General features: G+C 73.3%; 17 protein-coding genes and 1 riboswitch. Of the genes, 7 read left to right on the top strand and 10 right to left on the bottom strand.

The features are described 5' to 3' along the window. Positions 1 to 23: 23 nt before the first annotated feature. Positions 24 to 165: riboswitch (cobalamin riboswitch) on the bottom strand. A gap of 127 nt (positions 166 to 292) precedes the next feature. After that, the gene (locus GV126_RS08675; RefSeq protein ID WP_201299817.1) at positions 293 to 571 is read left to right on the top strand and encodes a DUF397 domain-containing protein; all 279 of its coding nucleotides are present in this window, start codon (positions 293 to 295) and stop codon (positions 569 to 571) included. 322 nt (positions 572 to 893) lie between these two features. Here GV126_RS08675 and GV126_RS08670 read toward each other — a convergent pair whose 3' ends face one another. The 4 genes from GV126_RS08670 to GV126_RS08655 all read right to left on the bottom strand — a co-directional run bounded on the left by GV126_RS08670 (position 894) and on the right by GV126_RS08655 (position 4,199). Further along, positions 894 to 1,358, bottom strand: coding sequence for a hypothetical protein (locus GV126_RS08670; protein ID WP_159664173.1), 465 nt, complete (start codon positions 1,356 to 1,358; stop codon positions 894 to 896). Between the two features lie 42 nt (positions 1,359 to 1,400). Continuing rightward, positions 1,401 to 2,258: a helix-turn-helix domain-containing protein gene (locus GV126_RS08665; RefSeq protein WP_159664171.1), complete on the bottom strand. Its 858-nt coding sequence runs from the start codon at positions 2,256 to 2,258 to the stop codon at positions 1,401 to 1,403. Positions 2,259 to 2,504: 246 nt separating this feature from the next. Then, a complete protein-coding gene (locus GV126_RS08660) occupies positions 2,505 to 2,726 on the bottom strand; it encodes a hypothetical protein (RefSeq protein ID WP_028422726.1) in 222 nt (73 codons plus the stop codon). A gap of 54 nt (positions 2,727 to 2,780) precedes the next feature. After that, positions 2,781 to 4,199: an inorganic phosphate transporter gene (locus tag GV126_RS08655; RefSeq protein WP_159664169.1), complete on the bottom strand. Its 1,419-nt coding sequence runs from the start codon at positions 4,197 to 4,199 to the stop codon at positions 2,781 to 2,783. 335 nt (positions 4,200 to 4,534) lie between these two features. Between GV126_RS08655 and GV126_RS08650 the strand changes: the two genes are divergently transcribed. The 3 genes from GV126_RS08650 to GV126_RS08640 all read left to right on the top strand — a co-directional run bounded on the left by GV126_RS08650 (position 4,535) and on the right by GV126_RS08640 (position 8,379). Beyond that, positions 4,535 to 5,230 carry a class II aldolase/adducin family protein gene (locus GV126_RS08650; protein ID WP_159664167.1) on the top strand — a complete coding sequence of 232 codons (696 nt, stop codon included), beginning with the start codon at positions 4,535 to 4,537 and terminating at the stop codon, positions 5,228 to 5,230. A gap of 112 nt (positions 5,231 to 5,342) precedes the next feature. Continuing rightward, positions 5,343 to 6,470 (top strand): alpha/beta hydrolase, encoded by a 1,128-nt coding sequence (locus tag GV126_RS08645; protein ID WP_159664165.1) that lies wholly within the window; start codon positions 5,343 to 5,345, stop codon positions 6,468 to 6,470. A gap of 433 nt (positions 6,471 to 6,903) precedes the next feature. Then, positions 6,904 to 8,379, top strand: coding sequence for a hypothetical protein (locus tag GV126_RS08640; RefSeq protein WP_236569926.1), 1,476 nt, complete (start codon positions 6,904 to 6,906; stop codon positions 8,377 to 8,379). 120 nt (positions 8,380 to 8,499) lie between these two features. On the opposite strand, the gene GV126_RS08635 is transcribed toward GV126_RS08640, so the two are convergent. Next, positions 8,500 to 8,913, bottom strand: coding sequence for a VOC family protein (locus GV126_RS08635; RefSeq protein WP_159664161.1), 414 nt, complete (start codon positions 8,911 to 8,913; stop codon positions 8,500 to 8,502). Positions 8,914 to 9,314: 401 nt separating this feature from the next. Between GV126_RS08635 and abc-f the strand changes: the two genes are divergently transcribed. The 3 genes from abc-f to GV126_RS08620 all read left to right on the top strand — a co-directional run bounded on the left by abc-f (position 9,315) and on the right by GV126_RS08620 (position 12,588). Further along, positions 9,315 to 10,913, top strand: a complete 1,599-nt coding sequence (gene abc-f / locus GV126_RS08630) for a ribosomal protection-like ABC-F family protein (protein ID WP_159664159.1) — start codon at positions 9,315 to 9,317, stop codon at positions 10,911 to 10,913. Between the two features lie 448 nt (positions 10,914 to 11,361). Continuing rightward, positions 11,362 to 11,583 carry a helix-turn-helix domain-containing protein gene (locus GV126_RS08625; RefSeq protein WP_028422733.1) on the top strand — a complete coding sequence of 74 codons (222 nt, stop codon included), beginning with the start codon at positions 11,362 to 11,364 and terminating at the stop codon, positions 11,581 to 11,583. 162 nt (positions 11,584 to 11,745) lie between these two features. Then, positions 11,746 to 12,588: an enoyl-CoA hydratase/isomerase family protein gene (locus tag GV126_RS08620; protein ID WP_159664156.1), complete on the top strand. Its 843-nt coding sequence runs from the start codon at positions 11,746 to 11,748 to the stop codon at positions 12,586 to 12,588. A 328-nt stretch (positions 12,589 to 12,916) separates the two neighbouring features. On the opposite strand, the gene GV126_RS08615 is transcribed toward GV126_RS08620, so the two are convergent. From GV126_RS08615 to GV126_RS08595, 5 genes are all read right to left on the bottom strand, one after another. Beyond that, the gene (locus GV126_RS08615) at positions 12,917 to 13,672 is read right to left on the bottom strand and encodes an SDR family oxidoreductase (RefSeq protein WP_159664154.1); all 756 of its coding nucleotides are present in this window, start codon (positions 13,670 to 13,672) and stop codon (positions 12,917 to 12,919) included. 5 nt (positions 13,673 to 13,677) lie between these two features. Next, positions 13,678 to 15,483, bottom strand: a complete 1,806-nt coding sequence (locus tag GV126_RS08610; RefSeq protein WP_159664152.1) for a glycoside hydrolase family 15 protein — start codon at positions 15,481 to 15,483, stop codon at positions 13,678 to 13,680. Positions 15,484 to 15,539: 56 nt separating this feature from the next. Continuing rightward, complete coding sequence (locus GV126_RS08605) at positions 15,540 to 16,370, bottom strand: SURF1 family cytochrome oxidase biogenesis protein (protein ID WP_159664150.1); 831 nt, start codon at positions 16,368 to 16,370, stop codon at positions 15,540 to 15,542. Positions 16,371 to 16,419: 49 nt separating this feature from the next. After that, positions 16,420 to 16,653, bottom strand: a complete 234-nt coding sequence (locus GV126_RS08600; protein WP_159664148.1) for a metallothionein — start codon at positions 16,651 to 16,653, stop codon at positions 16,420 to 16,422. Between the two features lie 107 nt (positions 16,654 to 16,760). Continuing rightward, positions 16,761 to 17,750 carry a DEDDh family exonuclease gene (locus GV126_RS08595; RefSeq protein ID WP_159664146.1) on the bottom strand — a complete coding sequence of 330 codons (990 nt, stop codon included), beginning with the start codon at positions 17,748 to 17,750 and terminating at the stop codon, positions 16,761 to 16,763. Positions 17,751 to 17,909: the final 159 nt, after the last annotated feature.

The following is a 17,909-nucleotide window of genomic DNA, read 5'->3' as shown; positions in this document are numbered from 1 at the left end:
CTCACTCAGGGTGTCCACGCCCTGGTTCGACGAGACCGGCGGTGAGAGTTCCTGGCTCCCGGGGAGGTTCCCCGGTCACAGCGGCGGGACCGCGCCGGATTCGCACCGGGCTTCCTCTCGTGCCGCCGTAACTGGCCCCGGCAGTCCACCACGCCCCGCGAGAGGCCGTCAACTTCGCTTTGACCTGCGACGCACTGGTGTGCTGAGGCCCACACCGGTGACACTGGGTCAGTGGCTTGAAACGGCTTCTTTTGGCCTCTTCCCGAGCGGGGAAGCTGGGAAGACTCCCGGCATGGACACCCGTGGTGGTGCTTGGGGCAGGGCTCGGGGCAGGAGGAGGTGGGCGTTGGCAGGCAGGGAGCCGTCGGGGCGCGTCTGGGTCAGGAGCAGCTACTCCGGTGAGGCGGGCAACTGCGTCGAGGTGGCCTTCGGCAGCGGAGGCGACCGCGCGCTCGTGCGCGACTCGAAGCGGCCGTCCGGGGCGGAACGTGACGCAGTGCTCGCTTTCCGTCGCCAGGCGTGGTGTGGTTTTCTGGCAGGGCTCGGGGACCCGGGAGCGGGCTGCTCATGAGCGGCCCGGGGGGACGGGACTTGCTCTTTTACGCGTATGACGGTTGCGACGACCCGCTCCGACGAGGCAAAACCACTTTGGGCGTGACGCGAGAGACACGCCAGCATCACGTGCCGGGGCACGTGCGGGGGGGTGCGGGTGGGCGGGGCCTCGGCGGCCGGACCGCTGGCCCTGTTCTCCTCGGTCAGCGGCGTCCTCGCGGTCGGACTGGGGGCGCTGGCCGGGCTCCTGGTGCCGGGCGGCGCGCCGCGCGGGATCGTCTGGCTGCTGGTGACGGCGCTCGTCGCCGTGGCGGCCGGATTGTGGTGGGGGCTCACACCGGTCACGGAGCGGCTCCGGATCCTGAACCGCGCCCTTGCGGCGGTTCAGTCCCGGAGCGCTCCGCGTCGTTGACCTCACCGCCTGGTGAGCGGCCCGAGCGCCGGCGCAGCACCGTGCCCACTTTGGCGCCCAGGGCCGTCAGGAGCGCCGCGGCGACCGTGCCGGCGACGGTCGTGGTCAGCGGTGTGGCCGCGCCGCCCGGGACGCTCGGGGCGACCCGGGTGGCCAGGGCGACGCTGAGCAGCAGGATGCTGCTGCAGGCCGTGCCCAGCAGCAGCCGGGCGGACAACAGGCGGATCTCCAGCCAGTTCCGGGCCCTCTCCAGTTGGATGAGCCGGTCCGTGAGCGGCTGTTCCTGGATGGCCTTGTCCTTGAGCATGGTGTCGTCCAGGGAGAGAGGGCGGTCCTCCTCGGTGCCCCCAGCGCGCAGCCGCTGCCACCACGCCCCTATTCCGAAGACCGCCATGGGCCCTCCCCCGTTCCCCGCCCGGGTCGTCCCGCCCCGGGATCAGCCGTTGTCCAGACTCTCCCTGACCGTGGCGAGCAGCTCACTCATCCGGTCGCCCTCGTACGCGATGGCGCTGATCTCCTCGAAGCACTCCTGATAGCTGGCCATCAGGTCCAGATCGTCACGGCTCGACAGACCGCCTCCGGGGCCTTCGAGGTAGAGCAGGTCGTCGTCGTCCTTGAAGCCGAGCAGGATGAACGGCGTGGTGACGCTGTAGTGCGCTCCGGCGGAGAAGGGCAGCAGCCGCAGGGTGACCCGCGGGTGCTGCGCCAGCTCCTGGATGTGGTCGAGCTGACGGCGCATCACCGAGGCCCCGCCGATCTCCCGTCGGACGGACGCCTCGTCCAGCACGATGTCGATCTCCGGGCCGTCGTCCCCGTCGAAGAACCGCTCCTGACGGGTCAGGCGCAGATCCACCTGCTGGCGCAGCCGCGTCTCGGGCGTCATGGCCGACAGCAGCGCGGTGGCGTAGTCGGCCGTCTGCACCAAGCCCGGCAGGATGACCGGGTTGTACATGCGGATGACGTCCGCCGATCCCTCGTACCCCAGGTACAGCGCGTACTGGGGCGAGACGACGTCGCTGTACTGCGCCCACCACGACTGTCCCTTCGAGCCGCGGGCCGCGTCCTCCAGCTCCGCGACCAGCTGCGGGTCCGCGACCTCGTACAACTGCAGCAGCGCCCGCAGGTCCGTCACGCCGAGGCTGACCGTGCCGGCCTCGATTCTGATCAGTTTGGAGAGCGACCATTCGAGGGCCTTCGCGGCGTCCCGCTGGGTCATCCCGGCGTTCTCGCGGGCCTTGCGCAGTTCGATTCGCAGCCTGCGTCGGTTGAGGCTCGGATCGATGTCTCTTGGCATGGCGCTCCCTGCCACATGTCGGCGTTGACTTGTCAGGCTGCCACCATCTCGGAAAGTACTTACCCATAAGAGTAGGTGACTTCGCCCACAGCGGCCAGCCCTCGTCAGTATGACATGTGTCGTTTCGGCGAGGTACGTCGGACCGGTCGAACAAGGAAAAACCCCCGTAAGAGGCACGTAGTGCCCCACGGGGGTTGATACAGGAGTGAGCGGAGCGGCCCTGAGGGGCCGAAGAGCCTTGTGCGCTCAGCCCAGGATGAGGGAAATTCCGTAGGCGACGGCTGCCGCGCAGAGCGCAAAGCACGCATACGCCCCGGCCGTGGCGGCGACGGCCGACTCTCCGCGGGTTGACGCGGCCTCGCGCCGGGACAGGCCCGCGATGCCGAGGGTGAACAGGACCACCAGTCCCACGGTGACCACGAGGCTGACGCCGAACACGGAGCCGAGGGCTGCCCAGTCGATCTTCATGCCGTAACTGCTTTCCTGTGACCGGCGCGGTGACCGGTGCGCTGGGGAGGGGTGTCAGACGGTCGCGGCCGGCGGGGTCGCCGCGGGCGCGGGGGAGGCCGCAGGCGCGGTCGTGGCGGCCGCGGCGGGGGCGACGGCCGCGGGGGCCGTGGCGGCCGCGTGGGCCGCGCGGTCGGACGCCGTCGGCTGGGCGGGGATCGTCGCCGTGAGGCTCTCCGGGATCGGGGCGGCGGCGACGGTTTCGGCCACCGGGGCCGCGGGAGAGCCGGCGGCGTCCTCGGCCGGGGCCGGCTGACCGGCGGCGGGCGGCGCCACCGCGGCCAGGGCCTGGGTCACCACGCCGGCCGGCTCCTCGGCCGCCTGAGCCGTCTCGTTGACGTTGGTGTGGTCCACGACCTGGCGGCGGGAGACCAGCCAGATCGCGGCGCTCGCGGCCACCAGGAACACGGCGACGAGCGCGGTGCCCCAGTCGCCGAGCCCGGTCACGGCCTCCGCGCCCGCGCCGACCAGCGCCGCGGCCGGCAGCGTGAGCACCCAGGCGACGGTCATGCGGCCCGCGGTGGACCAGCGGACGACGCCGCCCTTGCGGCCCAGTCCCGCGCCCATCACCGAGCCGGAGACCACGTGCGTGGTGGAGAGCGAGAAGCCCAGGTGGGAGGAGGCGAGGATGGCGGTGGCCGCGCTGGTCTGGGCGGCGAAGCCCTGCTGCGGCTGCAGGTCGGTCAGGCCCTTGCCCATGGTGCGGATGATGCGCCAGCCGCCGATGTAGGTGCCGAGCGCGATCGCCAGGCCGGCGGAGAGGATCACCCAGGTGGGAGGGTTGGAGCCGGGGGCCAGGGCGCCGCCGGCGATCAGGGCCAGGGTGATGACGCCCATCGTCTTCTGCGCGTCGTTGGTGCCGTGGGCCAGCGAGACCAGGCCGGCGGAGGCGATCTGCCCGGCGCGGTGGCCCTTCTCGGCCGCCTTGCCGTGCGCGTTCCCGCCCTGGGCGCCGATCGTGTACGACAGCCGGGTCGCGACCATCGCCGCGACGCCCGCGACGACCGGGGCGGCCACCGCCGGGATCACGACCTTGGTGATCAGGGCGTCCCCGTGCACCGCGCCGAAGCCGGCGGAGGCGACGGTGGCGCCGACCAGGCCGCCCATCAGGGCGTGCGAGGAACTGGAGGGGAGCCCGACCAGCCAGGTCAGCAGGTTCCAGAGGATCGCCCCGACCAGGGCGGCGAAAATGACCTCGGGACGAATGCCGGACTCGTCGACGAGACCCTTGGAGATCGTGTTGGCGACCTCCACGGAGAGAAAGGCGCCCACGAGGTTGAGCGCGGCGGACATGGCCACCGCGACCTTGGGCTTGAGCGCGCCGGTGGAGATGGTGGTGGCCATCGCGTTGGCGGTGTCGTGGAAACCGTTCGTGAAATCGAACGCGAGTGCGGTGATCACCACAATCGCGAGGATCAGCGAGAAGCCTTCCATTTACCCAGGCAATCGTTCGAGCGTCATTGGCTGGTCGAACGTAGGTAACCAGGGTGAACGGAAGATGAACTGGGACGGTCGCGGCGGTGTCCGGTTCCGTCGCCCCGGGTTCCGGTTCGGTCGCCGCCGGTTCCGGTTCCGTCGCCCTGGGTGCCGGTTCCGTTGCCTCGGGTCCGGTTCGGTCCGCCGTCGCGGATTCCCCCGGGTCTGGCGTCACGGGCTCTCCTCCGGTTCGCCGTCGCGGGTTCCCTCCGGCCTGGCGTCGCGGGTTCCCTCGGGTCCGCCGTCGCGGGTGCCGGTTCGGTCCGCCGCCGCACCGCTGGCAGGATCGCCGCATGACTGAGCAGCGGTGGGGCGACGGACACGGGACGGGTCTGCGGGACGCGGGGGAGCAGGAGGCCCACGCCTGGCGGGAACTGGTGGCCACGGCGCGGCGCACCGTGGCGGACGGCCTGGTCGTCGGCACCTCGGGCAACGTGTCGGTGCGCGTGGGCGACACCGTGCTGGTCACACCGTCCGGCGTGCCCTACGACCGGCTCACGCCGGACGACATCACCGGGGTGGGCCTCGACGGCCGGCAGGTGCTCGGCACGCTCGTCCCCACCAGCGAGCTGCCCATGCACCTGGCGGTCTACCGCACCACCGACGCCGGCGCCGTCGTCCACACCCACGCCGTGCACGCCACGGCCGTCTCCACGCTCGTGCCCGAGCTGCCCCTCGTCCACTACATGGCCGGCGCGCTCGGCGGCCCGGTGCGCGTCGCCCCGTACGCGACCTACGGCACCGAGGAACTGGCCGGGAACATGCTGCGCGCCCTGGCCGGCCGCTCCGGCTGCCTCCTGCAGAACCACGGCACGATCACCTACGGCGCCACCCTGGACCAGGCGTTCGACCGCACGGCCCAACTGGAGTGGATGTGCCGGCTGTGGCTGACCGCCTCGTCCGTGCCCGGCCTGACCCCCTCCCTGCTCTCGCCCGAGCAGCTCGCCGAGGCGCAGGAACGGCTGCGCGGCTACGGGCAGCGGCGGTGACGGACCCGGCCGGGCAGGGATGAAGACCGCCGTTCCTGGAACTCGCAGGAACATGTCACCCCGACCCCTTCTCCCGCTGGCCGGTGGGGCGGTCCGCCCGGACACTGGTCCCGTGCGCACAGTCAAAGCGATGTCCGCGGCCGTCACCGCGGCCCTGGCGGCCGGCGCGGCGAGCGTCGCCGCCGGCCGGCTCGCCAGCGACGCCGCGCTCAAGGCGCCCGCGGGCCGCCCCCTGCCCACCGAACCCCGGCTCACCGTGCACAGCACGGCCGCCGGGCAGATCACCCTCACCCGGGACCTGGCCTCCCTGCGCCCCGGCACCTACGGCCTGGCCGGCGACGGCTCCCACGCGGTCGTCGGCCCCGTCCTGCCCGACGCCCCGCACCTGCCCGACACCGTCGTACGCCGCCTGGAACGCGTCACGCACGGCCTGCTGCACCCCCGCGACAAGGTCTGGCTCACCCCCAACCTGTACGTCGGCAACCCCCGCACCGCCCTCGGCCTGCACCACCGGGACATCGAGGTGCCGGGCGAACTGGGCCCCCTGCCCGCCTGGTACCTGCCGGAGGTCCGCGCGACCTGGGTGATCACGGTGCACGGGCTGGGCACCACCCGGGAACTGCCCCTGAACGTCATGGGCTTCCTGCACCACCGGCACTTCCCGGTCCTGGACGTCACCTACCGCGGCGACCCCGGCGCTCCCCGCTCCCCGGACGGCCTGAACCACCTGGGCCGGACCGAGTGGCGGGACCTGGACGCCGCGCTGCGCCACGCCGTGGAGCAGGGCGCGGAACGGGTCGTCCTGTACGGCTGGTCCGTCGGGGCGACCATGGCGCTGCAGACGGCCCTCCACTCGGACCTGCGCGACCGCGTCTCCGGGCTGATCCTGGACTCGCCGGTGCTCGACTGGGAGGCGACGCTGAGGGCCCTGGCCAAGGCACGGCACACGCCCGGCCCCCTGCTGCCGCTCGCCGTGCGCGCCGCCCAGGGGCGTACGGGCCTGTACAGCGACCGGCTCGCCGAGATCGCCGACCCCGCGGGGCTCACGATGCCGACGCTGATCTTCCACGGACCCGGCGACGAGGTGGCCCCCTGGCGGTTCTCCCGCCGCCTCGCCGAGCGCCGCCCCAACCTGATCGCCCTGCACACCGTGCCCGACGCGCCCCACAGCGCCATGTGGAACGCCGACCCCAAGTCCTACGAAGAAGCGCTGCGCCGCTTCCTCACCCCCTTGATGTGACGGACCCGCCCGCGGACGGCGGGCGGGTCGCCACAACGGTGGGCGGATTCCGCTTACGGCCGCGGGGACAGGGCCGGCGCGACCCCGCGGGGCCGGCGCGAGAACCCTGCGGGAGCCGCACCGGCCGCACGCCGGCCGCACGGCGACCGCGTGCCGAGCCGGTGCCGGCCCGCAGCCGGACCCCCGGTTCCGGCCCTCCGCGCGGCCTCCTGCGTTGGCCTTGTCCTCGCCCGTCGTGACATTCCGTTTGGGTTTTCGGAGCGTCAACAGGAAGACTGCACCCGTGACGTCCCGTACCCCACGCGACTCCAGGCTTCGACTCGTCCGCCCGCGACCCCTGGCCGCCGCCCCCCGAGCCGTGAACCAGCGGCGCCCGCGCCGCACCGCGCCACGCCCGCCGGAGGGCACCCCCGCACCGGCGGAGCTGGCCCGTATGGCGCGCGCCGGCCTGGCCGGGGCCGTCCGCGTCGCCCGCTGGGCCGACGCCTCCCTCGGACCCGGCCGAGCCGGGGCGACCGCCGACGGCAAGGCCACCCTGTCCGAGCGGACCGCCGCACGGGCGGCCCGCGAACTGGGGCTGACCGTGGCGCAGGTCCGCGCCGACTGGGACACCGCCCGCCTCGCGGGCCTCGTCGAGGTGCACGGCGACAGCGCGCGCCCCGGCTGGCGACTGCGCGCCTGGGACCGCGACGACAGCGCGGTGCTGCGCGGCTGGGTCGCGCTGTTCGACGCCTGGTCGCTCGCCTGCCCGGAGCCCGAGGGCCACGAGCCCGCCGCCGTCGCCGAGGTCGTCTCGGCCATGCCGCAGGTGCTCTCCTTCCTCCAGCTCTCCGCCGGCCCGGTCCCCGTCGACCAACTCCTCGACCTCCTGAGGCAACGCGTCACCGAACTGCGCACGGAACGCTGCGAGGTCCCCTACGACCCCGCCTCCGGCCCCGCGCCCGCCCGCACTCCGGGCACCGGCACCGGCCCGCATCTCGCGCCCGGCCCCGAACGCCTCCACGCCGCCGTAGCCGCCGCGCCCGGCACCGGGCGGCCCGGAACCGCCGTGACGGACCCGGGCGCCCCCCAGGAGGCCGAAGCACCGGCCGTGGCGTCCCCGGGCGAGCGCCTCGCGGCCACGGGCCTGCCCTCGGCCGCCGGCAGCCGGCCGGGCGAGCCTGCCGCGGGCGGTCCCGTCGAGGAGGCCGCGCTGGTGCCGCTGCTCGACTGGGCACTGGGCGCCCTCGCCTCCGTCGGGGCGCTCACCTACGGCGACGGGCAGGCCACCCTCACCCCGCTCGGCAACTGGGCGGTGTGGGTCAAGCTGGAGCAGATCTGCGTCGCCGCCCAGAGCCCGGCCGGGAACATCGAGCAGTCGGCCGAGGACATGCTGCGCGGCTGCGCCCAGCTGCGCCCCAACGCGGCCCGCGCCGAGTACCGCGCCTGGCTCGCCGCCCGCCCCGTGGGCAGCGCCGTCACCGAACTGCTCGCCGCCGCCCGCGGCGACGACGCGCTGCTGCGCGGGCTCGCCTTCGAGGCGCTGCGCGTGGTCGGCGCACCCGCCGAGCCCGACGTACGGGCCGTGCTCGACGAACCCGCCCTGAGGCCCTACGCCCTGCTGTGGCTGGCGGAGCACGACGGCATCGACCCGGAGGACGCCCACGAGGTCCTCACCCGCGAGGAGGCGACGTGGCTGTGGGTGGACACCGCCGCGGCCGTCGCCGACCACGGGGAGGCCGCGATGCTCGTCCGGCACCTGGAGGCCGCCGCACAGCCCACGGCGCCCGCGCTGCTCGACGAGGTGCGGGCCGTGGGGCATCCCCGCACCGTGCAGGTGCTGGTCGCGCTCGCCGCCGCGCACCCCGACCCCGCCCTGGCCAAGGCCGTCCGCCGGGCGGCGTTCCAGGTCCACACCGGCGGGAGCTAGGCGGGAGCCGGCCCTCCGGCGCGGAGCCGGCCATCCCGTGCGCAGCCGGTCCTGGCCGGTCCTCTCGCGCGGAGTCGGCCGGTCCCTGCGTGGTCGCGTCGGCGCACGGCCCGCAAGGGTCTAGCCCTCCGTGCGCGGGGCGTAGGTGCCGAAGCTCCAGATGTTGCCCTCGGCGTCCCGGGCCAGGTAGTCCCGGGAGCCGTGGTCCTGGTCCGTCGGCGGCATCAGGATCTCCACGCCGTGGTCCACCGCGCGCTGGTAGTGGCCGTCCACGTCGTCCACGACGACGTACACCCCCGCCGGGCCGGCGCCGCGCATCGCCTCGTCGAAGCGGCCGCCGCGGCCGCGGGAGCCGAGCATCACCACGCCGTTGCCGAACGCCAGCTCGGCGTGGTGCACGAGGCCGTCCTCGCCCTCGTACACCGCCAGTTCCGTGAACCCGAAGGCCTCGGTGAGCTGTTCCACCGCCGCTTTCGCGTCCGCGTACAGCAGTGTGGGACAGATACCCGGGCGCCCGTCGATCACGTCCGCCATGCCGATCACTCCCTTGTGAGCCGGTGGTCGTCGTCTGCTGTGGTGCTGTGCTGCGCTGTGCTGCTCTGTCGTTGTGCTGCTCTGTCGCTCTGGCGCAGGAACACGCCGGAACGTCCGGACCGCTCCGGAATTCCCGATGTGCGCCCAGTCTGGCACCGGCCACTGACAACGCCCCTCGACCCGGCCGTCCGGCCACCCGGCAGCCCCTCGACCCGGCCGGCGGCCGTGCGGTGCCGCGCCCCGCGGCCCACCGCTCAGCACGGTCCGGCCGTCCGCACCCGGAAAAAGCGCTTGCACACCCCCGTTAGACTGTTCCGCATGGCCATTCTCCTCGCGCATTAGACGGCGGGATCCACCTCAGCCGACCGTCCCGCCTCCTTCACCCGCCCTGGAGTCTGTCCGTGATCTCCGCTTCCGGCATCGAGCTGCGCGCCGGTGCCCGCATCCTCATCGAGAACGCCACCTTCCGCGTCGCCAAGGGCGACCGCATCGGCCTGGTCGGGCGCAACGGTGCCGGCAAGACCACCCTGACCAAGGTCCTGGCCGGCGAGGGCATCCCCGCCGCAGGCACCGTCACCCGCTCCGGCGAGGTCGGCTACCTCCCGCAGGACCCGCGCACCGGCGACCTCGACGTGCTCGCCCGTGACCGCATCCTCTCCGCGCGGGGCCTGGACGTGCTGATCCGCAAGATGCGCGAGAACGAGCAGCGCATCGCCACCGGCAAGGGCACCACCCGGGAGAAGGCCCTCAAGCAGTACGAGCGCCAGGAGACGGAGTTCCTCACCAAGGGCGGGTACGCCGCCGAGGCCGAGGCCGCCACCATCGCCGCCGCGCTCAACCTGCCCGACCGCGTGCTCGGCCAGCCCCTGCACACGCTCTCCGGCGGTCAGCGCCGCCGTATCGAGCTGGCCCGCATCCTGTTCTCCGACGCGGACACCCTGCTGCTGGACGAGCCGACCAACCACCTCGACGCCGACTCGATCCTCTGGCTGCGCGACTACCTGAAGACCTACCGCGGCGGCTTCATCGTCATCAGCCACGACGTCGACCTGGTGGAGACGGTCGTCAACAAGGTGTTCTACCTGGATGCCAACCGCGCCACCATCGACATCTACAACATGGGCTGGAAGCTCTACCAGCAGCAGCGCGAGGCCGACGAGAAGCGCCGCAAGCGCGAGCGCGCCAACGCCGAGAAGAAGGCCGCCGCGCTGAACGCGCAGGCCGACAAGATGCGCGCCAAGGCCACCAAGACGGTCGCCGCGCAGAACATGGCGCGGCGCGCGGAGAAGCTGCTCTCGGGCCTGGAGGAGGTCCGCCAGCAGGACAAGGTGGCCAAGCTGCGCTTCCCCGAGCCGGCGCCCTGCGGCAAGACCCCGCTGATGGCCGAGGGCCTGTCGAAGTCGTACGGCTCCCTGGAGATCTTCACCGACGTCGACCTGGCCATCGACAAGGGCTCACGGGTCGTCATCCTCGGGCTCAACGGTGCGGGCAAGACCACCCTGCTGCGCCTGCTCGCGGGCGTCGAACAGCCCGACACCGGCGCGGTCGTCCCCGGTCACGGCCTCAAGCTCGGCTACTACGCCCAGGAGCACGAGACCCTCGACCCGGACCGCACGGTCCTGGAGAACATGCGCTCGGCCGCCCCCGACATGGACCTCGTGGAGGTCCGCAAGGTGCTCGGCTCGTTCCTGTTCTCCGGCGACGACGTCGACAAGCCGGCCGGGGTCCTCTCCGGCGGCGAGAAGCCCCGCCTCGCCCTGGCGACCCTCGTGGTCTCCTCCGCGAACGTCCTGCTGCTCGACGAGCCCACCAACAACCTCGACCCCGCCAGCCGCGAGGAGATCCTCGGCGCGCTGCGCACCTACAAGGGCGCGGTCGTGCTGGTCACGCACGACGAGGGCGCGGTGGAGGCGCTGCAGCCGGAGCGGATCATTCTGCTGCCCGACGGCGTCGAGGACCTGTGGGGTTCCGACTACGCCGACCTCGTCGCCCTCGCCTGACCGGGCCGGACGGGGCGCCCGGGCCCGACCGGGCGGAGACGACGTCCCGGCCTGACCGGGCCAGGGCCGCGCCCCCGCCCGATCGGGCAGGAAAAGCGGCGCCCGGGCCCGGGCGACCGGCCCCGATCAAGGGCGTATGGATCATTCGGCCTATTCCCGGTCCGTCATCTGTGTGAGATCTCCTCATCGCCCGGTGTGTCATGCACCGAGTGCGCGGCCGAACCCTTATCTGCCAAGGGTTCGGCCCGCCGCGCCGCTGACCTGGCACTTCCCGGAACAACCCGTTCGGCGGTATGGGCGACGCCCGGTGGAATGCTCGATTCCGCTTGTGGGGATGTGCTCCTGTCGTCACAACCCTGTCTCACGGACCTTGCCGAATGGGTGGCCATCGGGCCCCGGAGGGGTGATCATGAGGGGACCAGAGCGCACTTCCCATGAGGAGGCACGGGTGGCCGAGACTCTGAAGAAGGGCAGCCGGGTGACCGGCGCCGCGCGCGACAAGCTCGCGGCAGACCTGAAGAAGAAGTACGACGCCGGTGCGAGCATTCGGGCGTTGGCCGAGGAAACCGGCCGCTCGTATGGCTTCGTGCACCGCATGCTCAGCGAGTCGGGTGTCACGCTCCGTGGGCGTGGCGGGGCAACGCGGGGCAAGAAGGCCCAGCAGGCCTGACCCCGGGCGGCCCATCGGCTTCGGTGGTGACCACCCGGTCGGCCTTCCCCGGGCTCCTGCGGGGGCCGGGGGATCCCTGGAGCGGCCGGGTGGTTACTGTGCAGTCGCTTACGGCTGCCCGCGCAGGGCAGCCACGTCGACCGCACCCATCGGAGGCGCACCATGGCTTCGCCCGAGCACGACCTCGATCCGGTACGTGAGGGACGCGACCCGGTAGACGACATTCCCCACATCCTCGACAAGGACGGCGTACGGCTCACCGTCGACGACGCGGTCGCGACGGTGACGCTGACCAACCCCGCCAAGCGCAACGCGCAGAGCCCCGCCCTGTGGCGGGCGCTCACCGAGGCGGGACGGCTGCTGCCGGGCTCCGTCCGCGTCGTGCTGCTGCGCGCTGAGGGCAAGTCCTTCTCCGCCGGCCTCGACCGGCAGGCATTCACGCCGGAGGGGTTCGACGGCGAGCCGTCGTTCCTCGACCTGGCGCGCGGCAGCGACGCCGAGCTGGACGCGACCATCGCCGGCTACCAGGAGGCCTTCACCTGGTGGCGGCGCAGGGATCTCGTGTCCATCGCCGCTGTGCAGGGACATGCCATCGGGGCGGGCTTCCAGCTCGCGCTCGCCTGTGACCTGCGCGTCGTCGCCGACGACGTGCAGTTCGCGATGCGCGAGACCAGCCTCGGGCTGGTGCCCGACCTGGCCGGCACCCACCCGCTGGTGGGGCTGGTCGGCTACGGCCGTGCGCTGGAGATGTGCCTGACCGGCCGGTTCGTGACCGCCGAGGAGGCGGTGAACACCGGGCTGGCGAACCTCGCCGTGCCCCGCGACCAGCTGGACGCGGCAGCGCACGACCTCGCCTCGGCGATCCTGGCCGCGCCCCGCGACGCCGTGATCGAGACCAAGGCGCTGCTCCAGGGCGTCCAGGACCGCACCTACGACGAACAGCGCGCCGCCGAACGGCAGTCCCAGTCCCGCCGCCTGCGCGACCTGGCGGGCCTCGGGGACTGAGCGGGCGCGGTGGGCGTGGGTGCGCGCAGTGTGCGGTACGGGGCGCGTGGGCGCGCGGAATCGGGGGCGCACTCTCCCCAGGGGCGCACCCCGGCCGCGCACGCGCGGTGCGCCTGGGTGTCTGACACGCGCACCGGCGCCTGCTCGCGCCGTGCCCGGTCGGACATGCGCCCGCGCGTCATTCGCGCCGCGCCCGGTCTGCCTCCGACCGCGCCTTTCCGCGCGCCGCGGCCGGGTATGCCTCCGCCCGCGCCTCTTCGCGCGCCGCAGGCGTGCAGTGCGCCCCGGAGCCGTGCTGCGCGCGCCGGTCCCTGGCGGTGGCCAGTGGCTAGAACCCGTGGCGGAAGCCGCCGTCCACCGGGAGCATGATGCCCGTCAGGTAGGACGCCGCGGGGGAGAGCAGGAACGCCGCCGTGCGGCCGAACTCCTGCGGGGTGCCGTAGCGGCGCAGCGGAATGCGGGACTCGCCGGCGGCGCGCGTCGCCTCCGGGTCGGCCGACAGGGCGTCCAGCTCGCGCACCCGGTCGGTGTCGATGCGGGCCGGCAGCAGCCCCACGACCCGGATGCCGCGCGGCCCCAGTTCGTCCGCGAGGGACTTGGCGAACCCGGCAAGTCCCGGGCGCAGCCCGTTGGAGATGGTCAGGCCGGGGATCGGCTCGTGCACCGAGCCGGACAGCACGAAGCCGATGACGCCGCCCGGCTCCAGCTCCGCGGCCGCCGTGCGGGCCAGCCGCACCGCGCCCAGGAACACCGACTCGAACGCCGCCCGCCACTGGTCGTCGGTGTTGTCCGCGACGAAGCCCGGCGGCGGCCCGCCGACGCTGATGAGGATGCCGTGGAAGCCGCCGAAGTGCTCCCGCGCGGTCGCGACGAGCCGTTCCGGAGCCTCGGCGTCGCCGTTGTCCACGGCCACCCCGACGGCGTTCGGGCCCAGCTCGGCCGCCGCGTCGACGGCCCGCTTCTCCTCGCGCCCGGTGACGACCACCTTGGCCCCGTCGGCGACCAGTTCGCGCGCGGCGGCGTTGCCCAGCCCGCGCGTCGCGCCGGTGACGACGTACACCCGGTCCTTCAGTCCAAGATCCATGGTCCCTATCCTGCCCGGTCGTCTCCGTACAGGGCGAGCGCGGTGTTCACCAGGCCGATGTGGCTGAACGCCTGCGGGAAGTTGCCCAGCTGCCGTCCGGCGGCGGGGTCGCCGTCCACCCGGTACTCCTCCGCCAGCAGCCCGACGTCGTTGGCCAGGCCCACCAGCCGGTCGAACAGCTCCCGGGCCTCCTCGGTCCGGCCGGTCAGGTGCAGCGCGTCCGCGAGCCAGAACGAGCACACCAGGAAGGCGCCCTCACCGCCGGGCAGCCCGTCGACGGACGAGGTGTCGCTGCTGTAGCGGCGCAGCAGCCCGCCGCCCTCGCCCAGCTCCGCCCGGACCGCGTCGACGGTGCCGGTCACCCGCGGATCGTCCGGCGGCAGGAAACCCACCCGCGGGATCAGCAGCAGGGCGGCGTCCAGTTCCCGCGAGCCGTAGGACTGGGTGAAGGTGTTGCGCTCGGGGTCGTAGCCCTTCTCGCACACCTCGCGGTGCACTTCCTCGCGCAGGGCCCGCCAGCCCTGCGGGTCGCCGCGCAGCGACGGGTCCGCCTCCAGGGTGCGCACCGCGCGGTCGGCGGCCACCCACACCATCACCTTGGAGTGCACGAAGTGCCGCCGGCCGCCGCGCACCTCCCACAGGCCCTCGTCGGGCCGGCGCCAGGAGCGTTGCAGGAAGTCCAGCAGCGCGCGCTGCATCGCCCACATGTGCGGTTTGGAGGGCAGGCCGGAGCGGCGGGCCAGGTACAGCGAGTCCAGCACCTCGCCGTACACGTCGAGCTGGAGCTGCTGCACGGCGTCGTTGCCGATGCGGACGGGCGCCGAGCCGGCGAAGCCGGACAGCCACGGCAGCTCGTACTCCGGCAGCCGGCGTTCGCCCGCCAGGCCGTACATGATCTGCAGGTCGGCCGGGTTGCCGGCGACCGCGCGCAGCAGCCAGTCGCGCCACGCCTCGGCCTCGTCCTGGTAGCCGGCCGACAGCAGGGCGCCCAGGGTGAGCGTGGAGTCGCGCAGCCAGCAGTAGCGGTAGTCCCAGTTGCGCACCCCGCCCGGTTCCTCGGGCAGGGAGGTGGTGGGGGCGGCGACGATGCCGCCGGTGGGGGCGTAGGTGAGCGCCTTGAGGGTGATCAGGGAGCGGACCGCGGCGTCGCGGGGCGGGCCGGTGTAGCGGCGGCGGGCGGCCCAGGCCCGCCAGTCCGCGACACTGTGCTCCAGCGCCTGGTACGGGTCGATCAGCGGCGGGCGCGGGTCGTGCGAGGGGTGCCAGGTCAGCACGAACGCCACCTTCTCGCCCGGGCCCACGGCGAACTGCGCGTGGGTGCGCAGCCGCTCGCCCCAGGTGCGCACCGGGGGCTCGCTGCGCAGCCACACCGAGTCCGGTCCGGCGACGGCGACCCGGTGCCCGTCGGAGCGGCGCATCCACGGCACGATCGATCCGTAGTCGAACCGCAGCCGCAGCGTGCTGCGCACGGTCACCCGGCCGCTCAGGCCCTCCACGATCCGCACCAGGTCGGGCGCGCGGTCGCGCTGCGGCATCAGGTCGGTGACCCGGACGGACCCCTCGGGCGTGTCCCACTCGGTGTCCAGGACGAGGGTGTCCGGACGGTAGGAGCGACGGGTGCAGGGGCGGCCCTCGGCGCCCTCCGGGGCGATGCGCCAGTGGCCGTTCTCCTCGTCGCCGAGCAGCCGTGCGAAACAGGCGCCGGAGTCGAAGCGGGGCAGGCACAGCCAGTCGATCGAGCCGTCCCTGCCGACCAGGGCGGCGGTCTGCTCGTCACCGATGAGCGCGTAGTCCTCGATCCGCTGATGCACGGATGTCCGGTTTCCCGGCGGCGGGCGGCGGCAATCAGGACACGCCCGCACAGGGCCTACACCGCGGCGGGCTCGCCCTCCTGCTCGGCCGCCTTCTCCTGCTCCGCCGTCGCCCGCTCACGCAGTTCACGGCGGGCCAGGATCAGCCAGCCGACGGGGACGCAGGCCGCGAACAGCCACCACTGGACGGCGTACGGCAGGTTGATGTCGTCCACGCCGATCCAGCTGCTGTCCTCCTTGGGGGAGGGCAGCAGCTGGGGGCTGCCGTTCTTCGGCGCGGGGGAGAGCAGCTCGACGTAGCCGCCGAGCACGTCCTTGGCGGAGGTGTCGCCGGAGTCCCGCAGCAGCGCGCCGACCTGCTTGCTGTTGATCAACATGATCTGCCGGTCCGGCAGACCCTTGACGTTCTTGATACCGCTGGCGGCCGTCGTCTCGTCCTGCATCAGCCGGCCGGTGAGCGTGATCTCACCCGCGGCGGGGGCGGGGATCTTCGGGAACGCGGTCTGCGAGGCGGGCGCCGGGATCCAGCCCCGGTTGACCAGCAGCGTCCTGCCGTCGTCGAGGACGAACGGGGTCACGACGTGGTAGCCGACCTGGTCGTCGGCGTTGGTGCGCCGGCGCACCACCAGCTCGTGGTCCGTGTCGAAGTGGCCCTTGGCGGTCACCCGGCGGTACAGGTCGTCGTGCGCGACCGCGCCGCCGACGGAGGTGAGCGTCTCGACCGGAACCGGCTTCGCGGCGAGCGAGGCGGTGATCACCTTGTTCAGCGCCTGCCGGTGGTCGTGCCGATGCAACTGCCAGAAACCCAGCCAGATCATCGTCGGGATCAACGCGATCGCGACGATGGTGATGATCACCCACTGGCGGGTCAACAGGAAGCGGTACACCCCACGACGGTACCTCCTGCCCGTGGGGTGTTTTCGGTAGGGGTGTCCCTCAGACACGGTCGACGATGCCGACCCTCCCCTCCGCGCGGGCGCAGTGCCCGCCGCAGTACCAGTGGCCGTCGGCCTCGACGCCCTGTCCGATGATCTGCACACGACAGTGCTCACAGATCGGCGCCATGCGGTGGATCGCGCAGGCGAAGCAGTCGAAGACGTGCACCGCGCCCTGGGCGTGCACCTCGAAGGTCATACCGTAGTCATTGCCGCATACTTCGCATCTCGCCATGCGCCACAGCGTGGGCCGCTCCCGCCGCCCGGGCGAGCGGGCGCCGGGCGAGTCGCACGGCAATCACCCGTACGCCCGTCAGCGGCTCGCCCGCCCCGACGCGGCGCTCACTGCTCGCCGTCCGCCGGCTCCACGTCGCGCAGCAGCTGCCCGAACGCCGCCTCGTCCACCACCGGTGTGCCGTACTGGCGGGCCTTCACCGCCTTCGTGGTGCCCGAGTCCGGGTCATTGGTCACCAGCAGGCTGGTCAGCCTCGACAGGCTGGTCGCGACGTGCAGCCCGGCCTCCGTCGCCCGGTCCTCCAGCAGCTCCCGCTCCACGGAGGTGTCACCGGAGAACGCCACCCGCATGCCCTGCTTGAGGCGTTTGCCCTCTTCGTACCGTCCCGGGTTGGGATAGGGGCAGGCGGGCCGCTTGCGGGACGGGCGCCACCCGCTCTGCCGGTAGCCGCCGTATCCGCCCGACTGCTGCCGGGGCACCGGCCGGTCCGACCACTCCGTCAGCGGCCGGCACTCCAGCAGCGGCAGCCGGACGCCGCCGGCCGCCGCGGCCCGCAGGCTCGGCCGGAACGCCTCCGCCAGCACCCGCGCATCGTCCAGCGCGTGGTGCGCGCGCCGCTGGACGACGCCGAAGTGCGCCGCCAGCGACTCCAGCTTGTGGTTGGGCAGCGGCAGGCCCAGCTCCTTGGCGGGCGCGATCGTGCACAGCCGCTGGCGCACCGGGGCCTCACGCCGGGCGCGCGCGTACTCCCGGGCGATCATCTGCCAGTCGAACACCGCGTTGTGCGCGACGAGTACCCGCCCGGCCAGCCGCGAGGCGAACTCGTCGGCGATGTCCGCGAAGAGCGGCGCCCCTTCGAGCAGTTCGCTCGTCAGCCCGTGGATCCACACCGGGCCCGGGTCGCGCTCGGGGTTGACCAGCGTGTACCAGTGGTCCTCGATCTCGCCGCGCGCGTCCAGCCGGTAGACCGCCGCGGAGATGATGCGGTCGTCGCGGGCCAGGCCGGTGGTCTCCACGTCAACGACCGCGTATCCCTGCGGATACGCGGCCGGCCACGGTGTGGGGGAGGGGCCTGCGAGCGTGCGGTCATCGAGCATGGTCACTGAGGATACGGGCCCCTACTGACAGCCCGGCCCTTGAGGGGGCCGGCCCCGGGGCGTGGCGCGTGCCCGTGCGGCGGCTCGGCGTGGCAGTGCAAATCGGGCGAAAGGGCGCCGGAGTTCGCGGGTGAGAGGCGGGGCCGTCCCGTCCTCGCC

The sequence above is a fragment of the Streptomyces mexicanus genome (assembly GCF_902506575.1).
Taxonomy (GTDB): domain Bacteria; phylum Actinomycetota; class Actinomycetes; order Streptomycetales; family Streptomycetaceae; genus Streptomyces; species Streptomyces mexicanus.
The sequence above is the reverse complement of the archived record's forward strand: the minus strand, read 5'-3'. Positions and strand labels throughout refer to the sequence as shown.

What these genes read in the sequence shown, in the direction of transcription:
- GV126_RS08595 (WP_159664146.1), bottom strand. Translation starts at nt 17,750, where the DNA reads ATGCTCGATGACCGCACGCTCGCAGGCCCCTCCCCCACACCGTGGCCG.
- GV126_RS08615 (WP_159664154.1), bottom strand. Translation starts at nt 13,672, where the DNA reads ATGGATCTTGGACTGAAGGACCGGGTGTACGTCGTCACCGGCGCGACG.
- GV126_RS08640 (WP_236569926.1), top strand. Translation starts at nt 6,904, where the DNA reads ATGGCGCGCGCCGGCCTGGCCGGGGCCGTCCGCGTCGCCCGCTGGGCC.
- GV126_RS08675 (WP_201299817.1), top strand. Translation starts at nt 293, where the DNA reads ATGGACACCCGTGGTGGTGCTTGGGGCAGGGCTCGGGGCAGGAGGAGG.
- GV126_RS08620 (WP_159664156.1), top strand. Translation starts at nt 11,746, where the DNA reads ATGGCTTCGCCCGAGCACGACCTCGATCCGGTACGTGAGGGACGCGAC.
- GV126_RS08660 (WP_028422726.1), bottom strand. Translation starts at nt 2,726, where the DNA reads ATGAAGATCGACTGGGCAGCCCTCGGCTCCGTGTTCGGCGTCAGCCTC.
- GV126_RS08600 (WP_159664148.1), bottom strand. Translation starts at nt 16,653, where the DNA reads ATGGCGAGATGCGAAGTATGCGGCAATGACTACGGTATGACCTTCGAG.
- GV126_RS08665 (WP_159664171.1), bottom strand. Translation starts at nt 2,258, where the DNA reads ATGCCAAGAGACATCGATCCGAGCCTCAACCGACGCAGGCTGCGAATC.
- GV126_RS08655 (WP_159664169.1), bottom strand. Translation starts at nt 4,199, where the DNA reads ATGGAAGGCTTCTCGCTGATCCTCGCGATTGTGGTGATCACCGCACTC.
- GV126_RS08635 (WP_159664161.1), bottom strand. Translation starts at nt 8,913, where the DNA reads ATGGCGGACGTGATCGACGGGCGCCCGGGTATCTGTCCCACACTGCTG.
- GV126_RS08670 (WP_159664173.1), bottom strand. Translation starts at nt 1,358, where the DNA reads ATGGCGGTCTTCGGAATAGGGGCGTGGTGGCAGCGGCTGCGCGCTGGG.
- GV126_RS08650 (WP_159664167.1), top strand. Translation starts at nt 4,535, where the DNA reads ATGACTGAGCAGCGGTGGGGCGACGGACACGGGACGGGTCTGCGGGAC.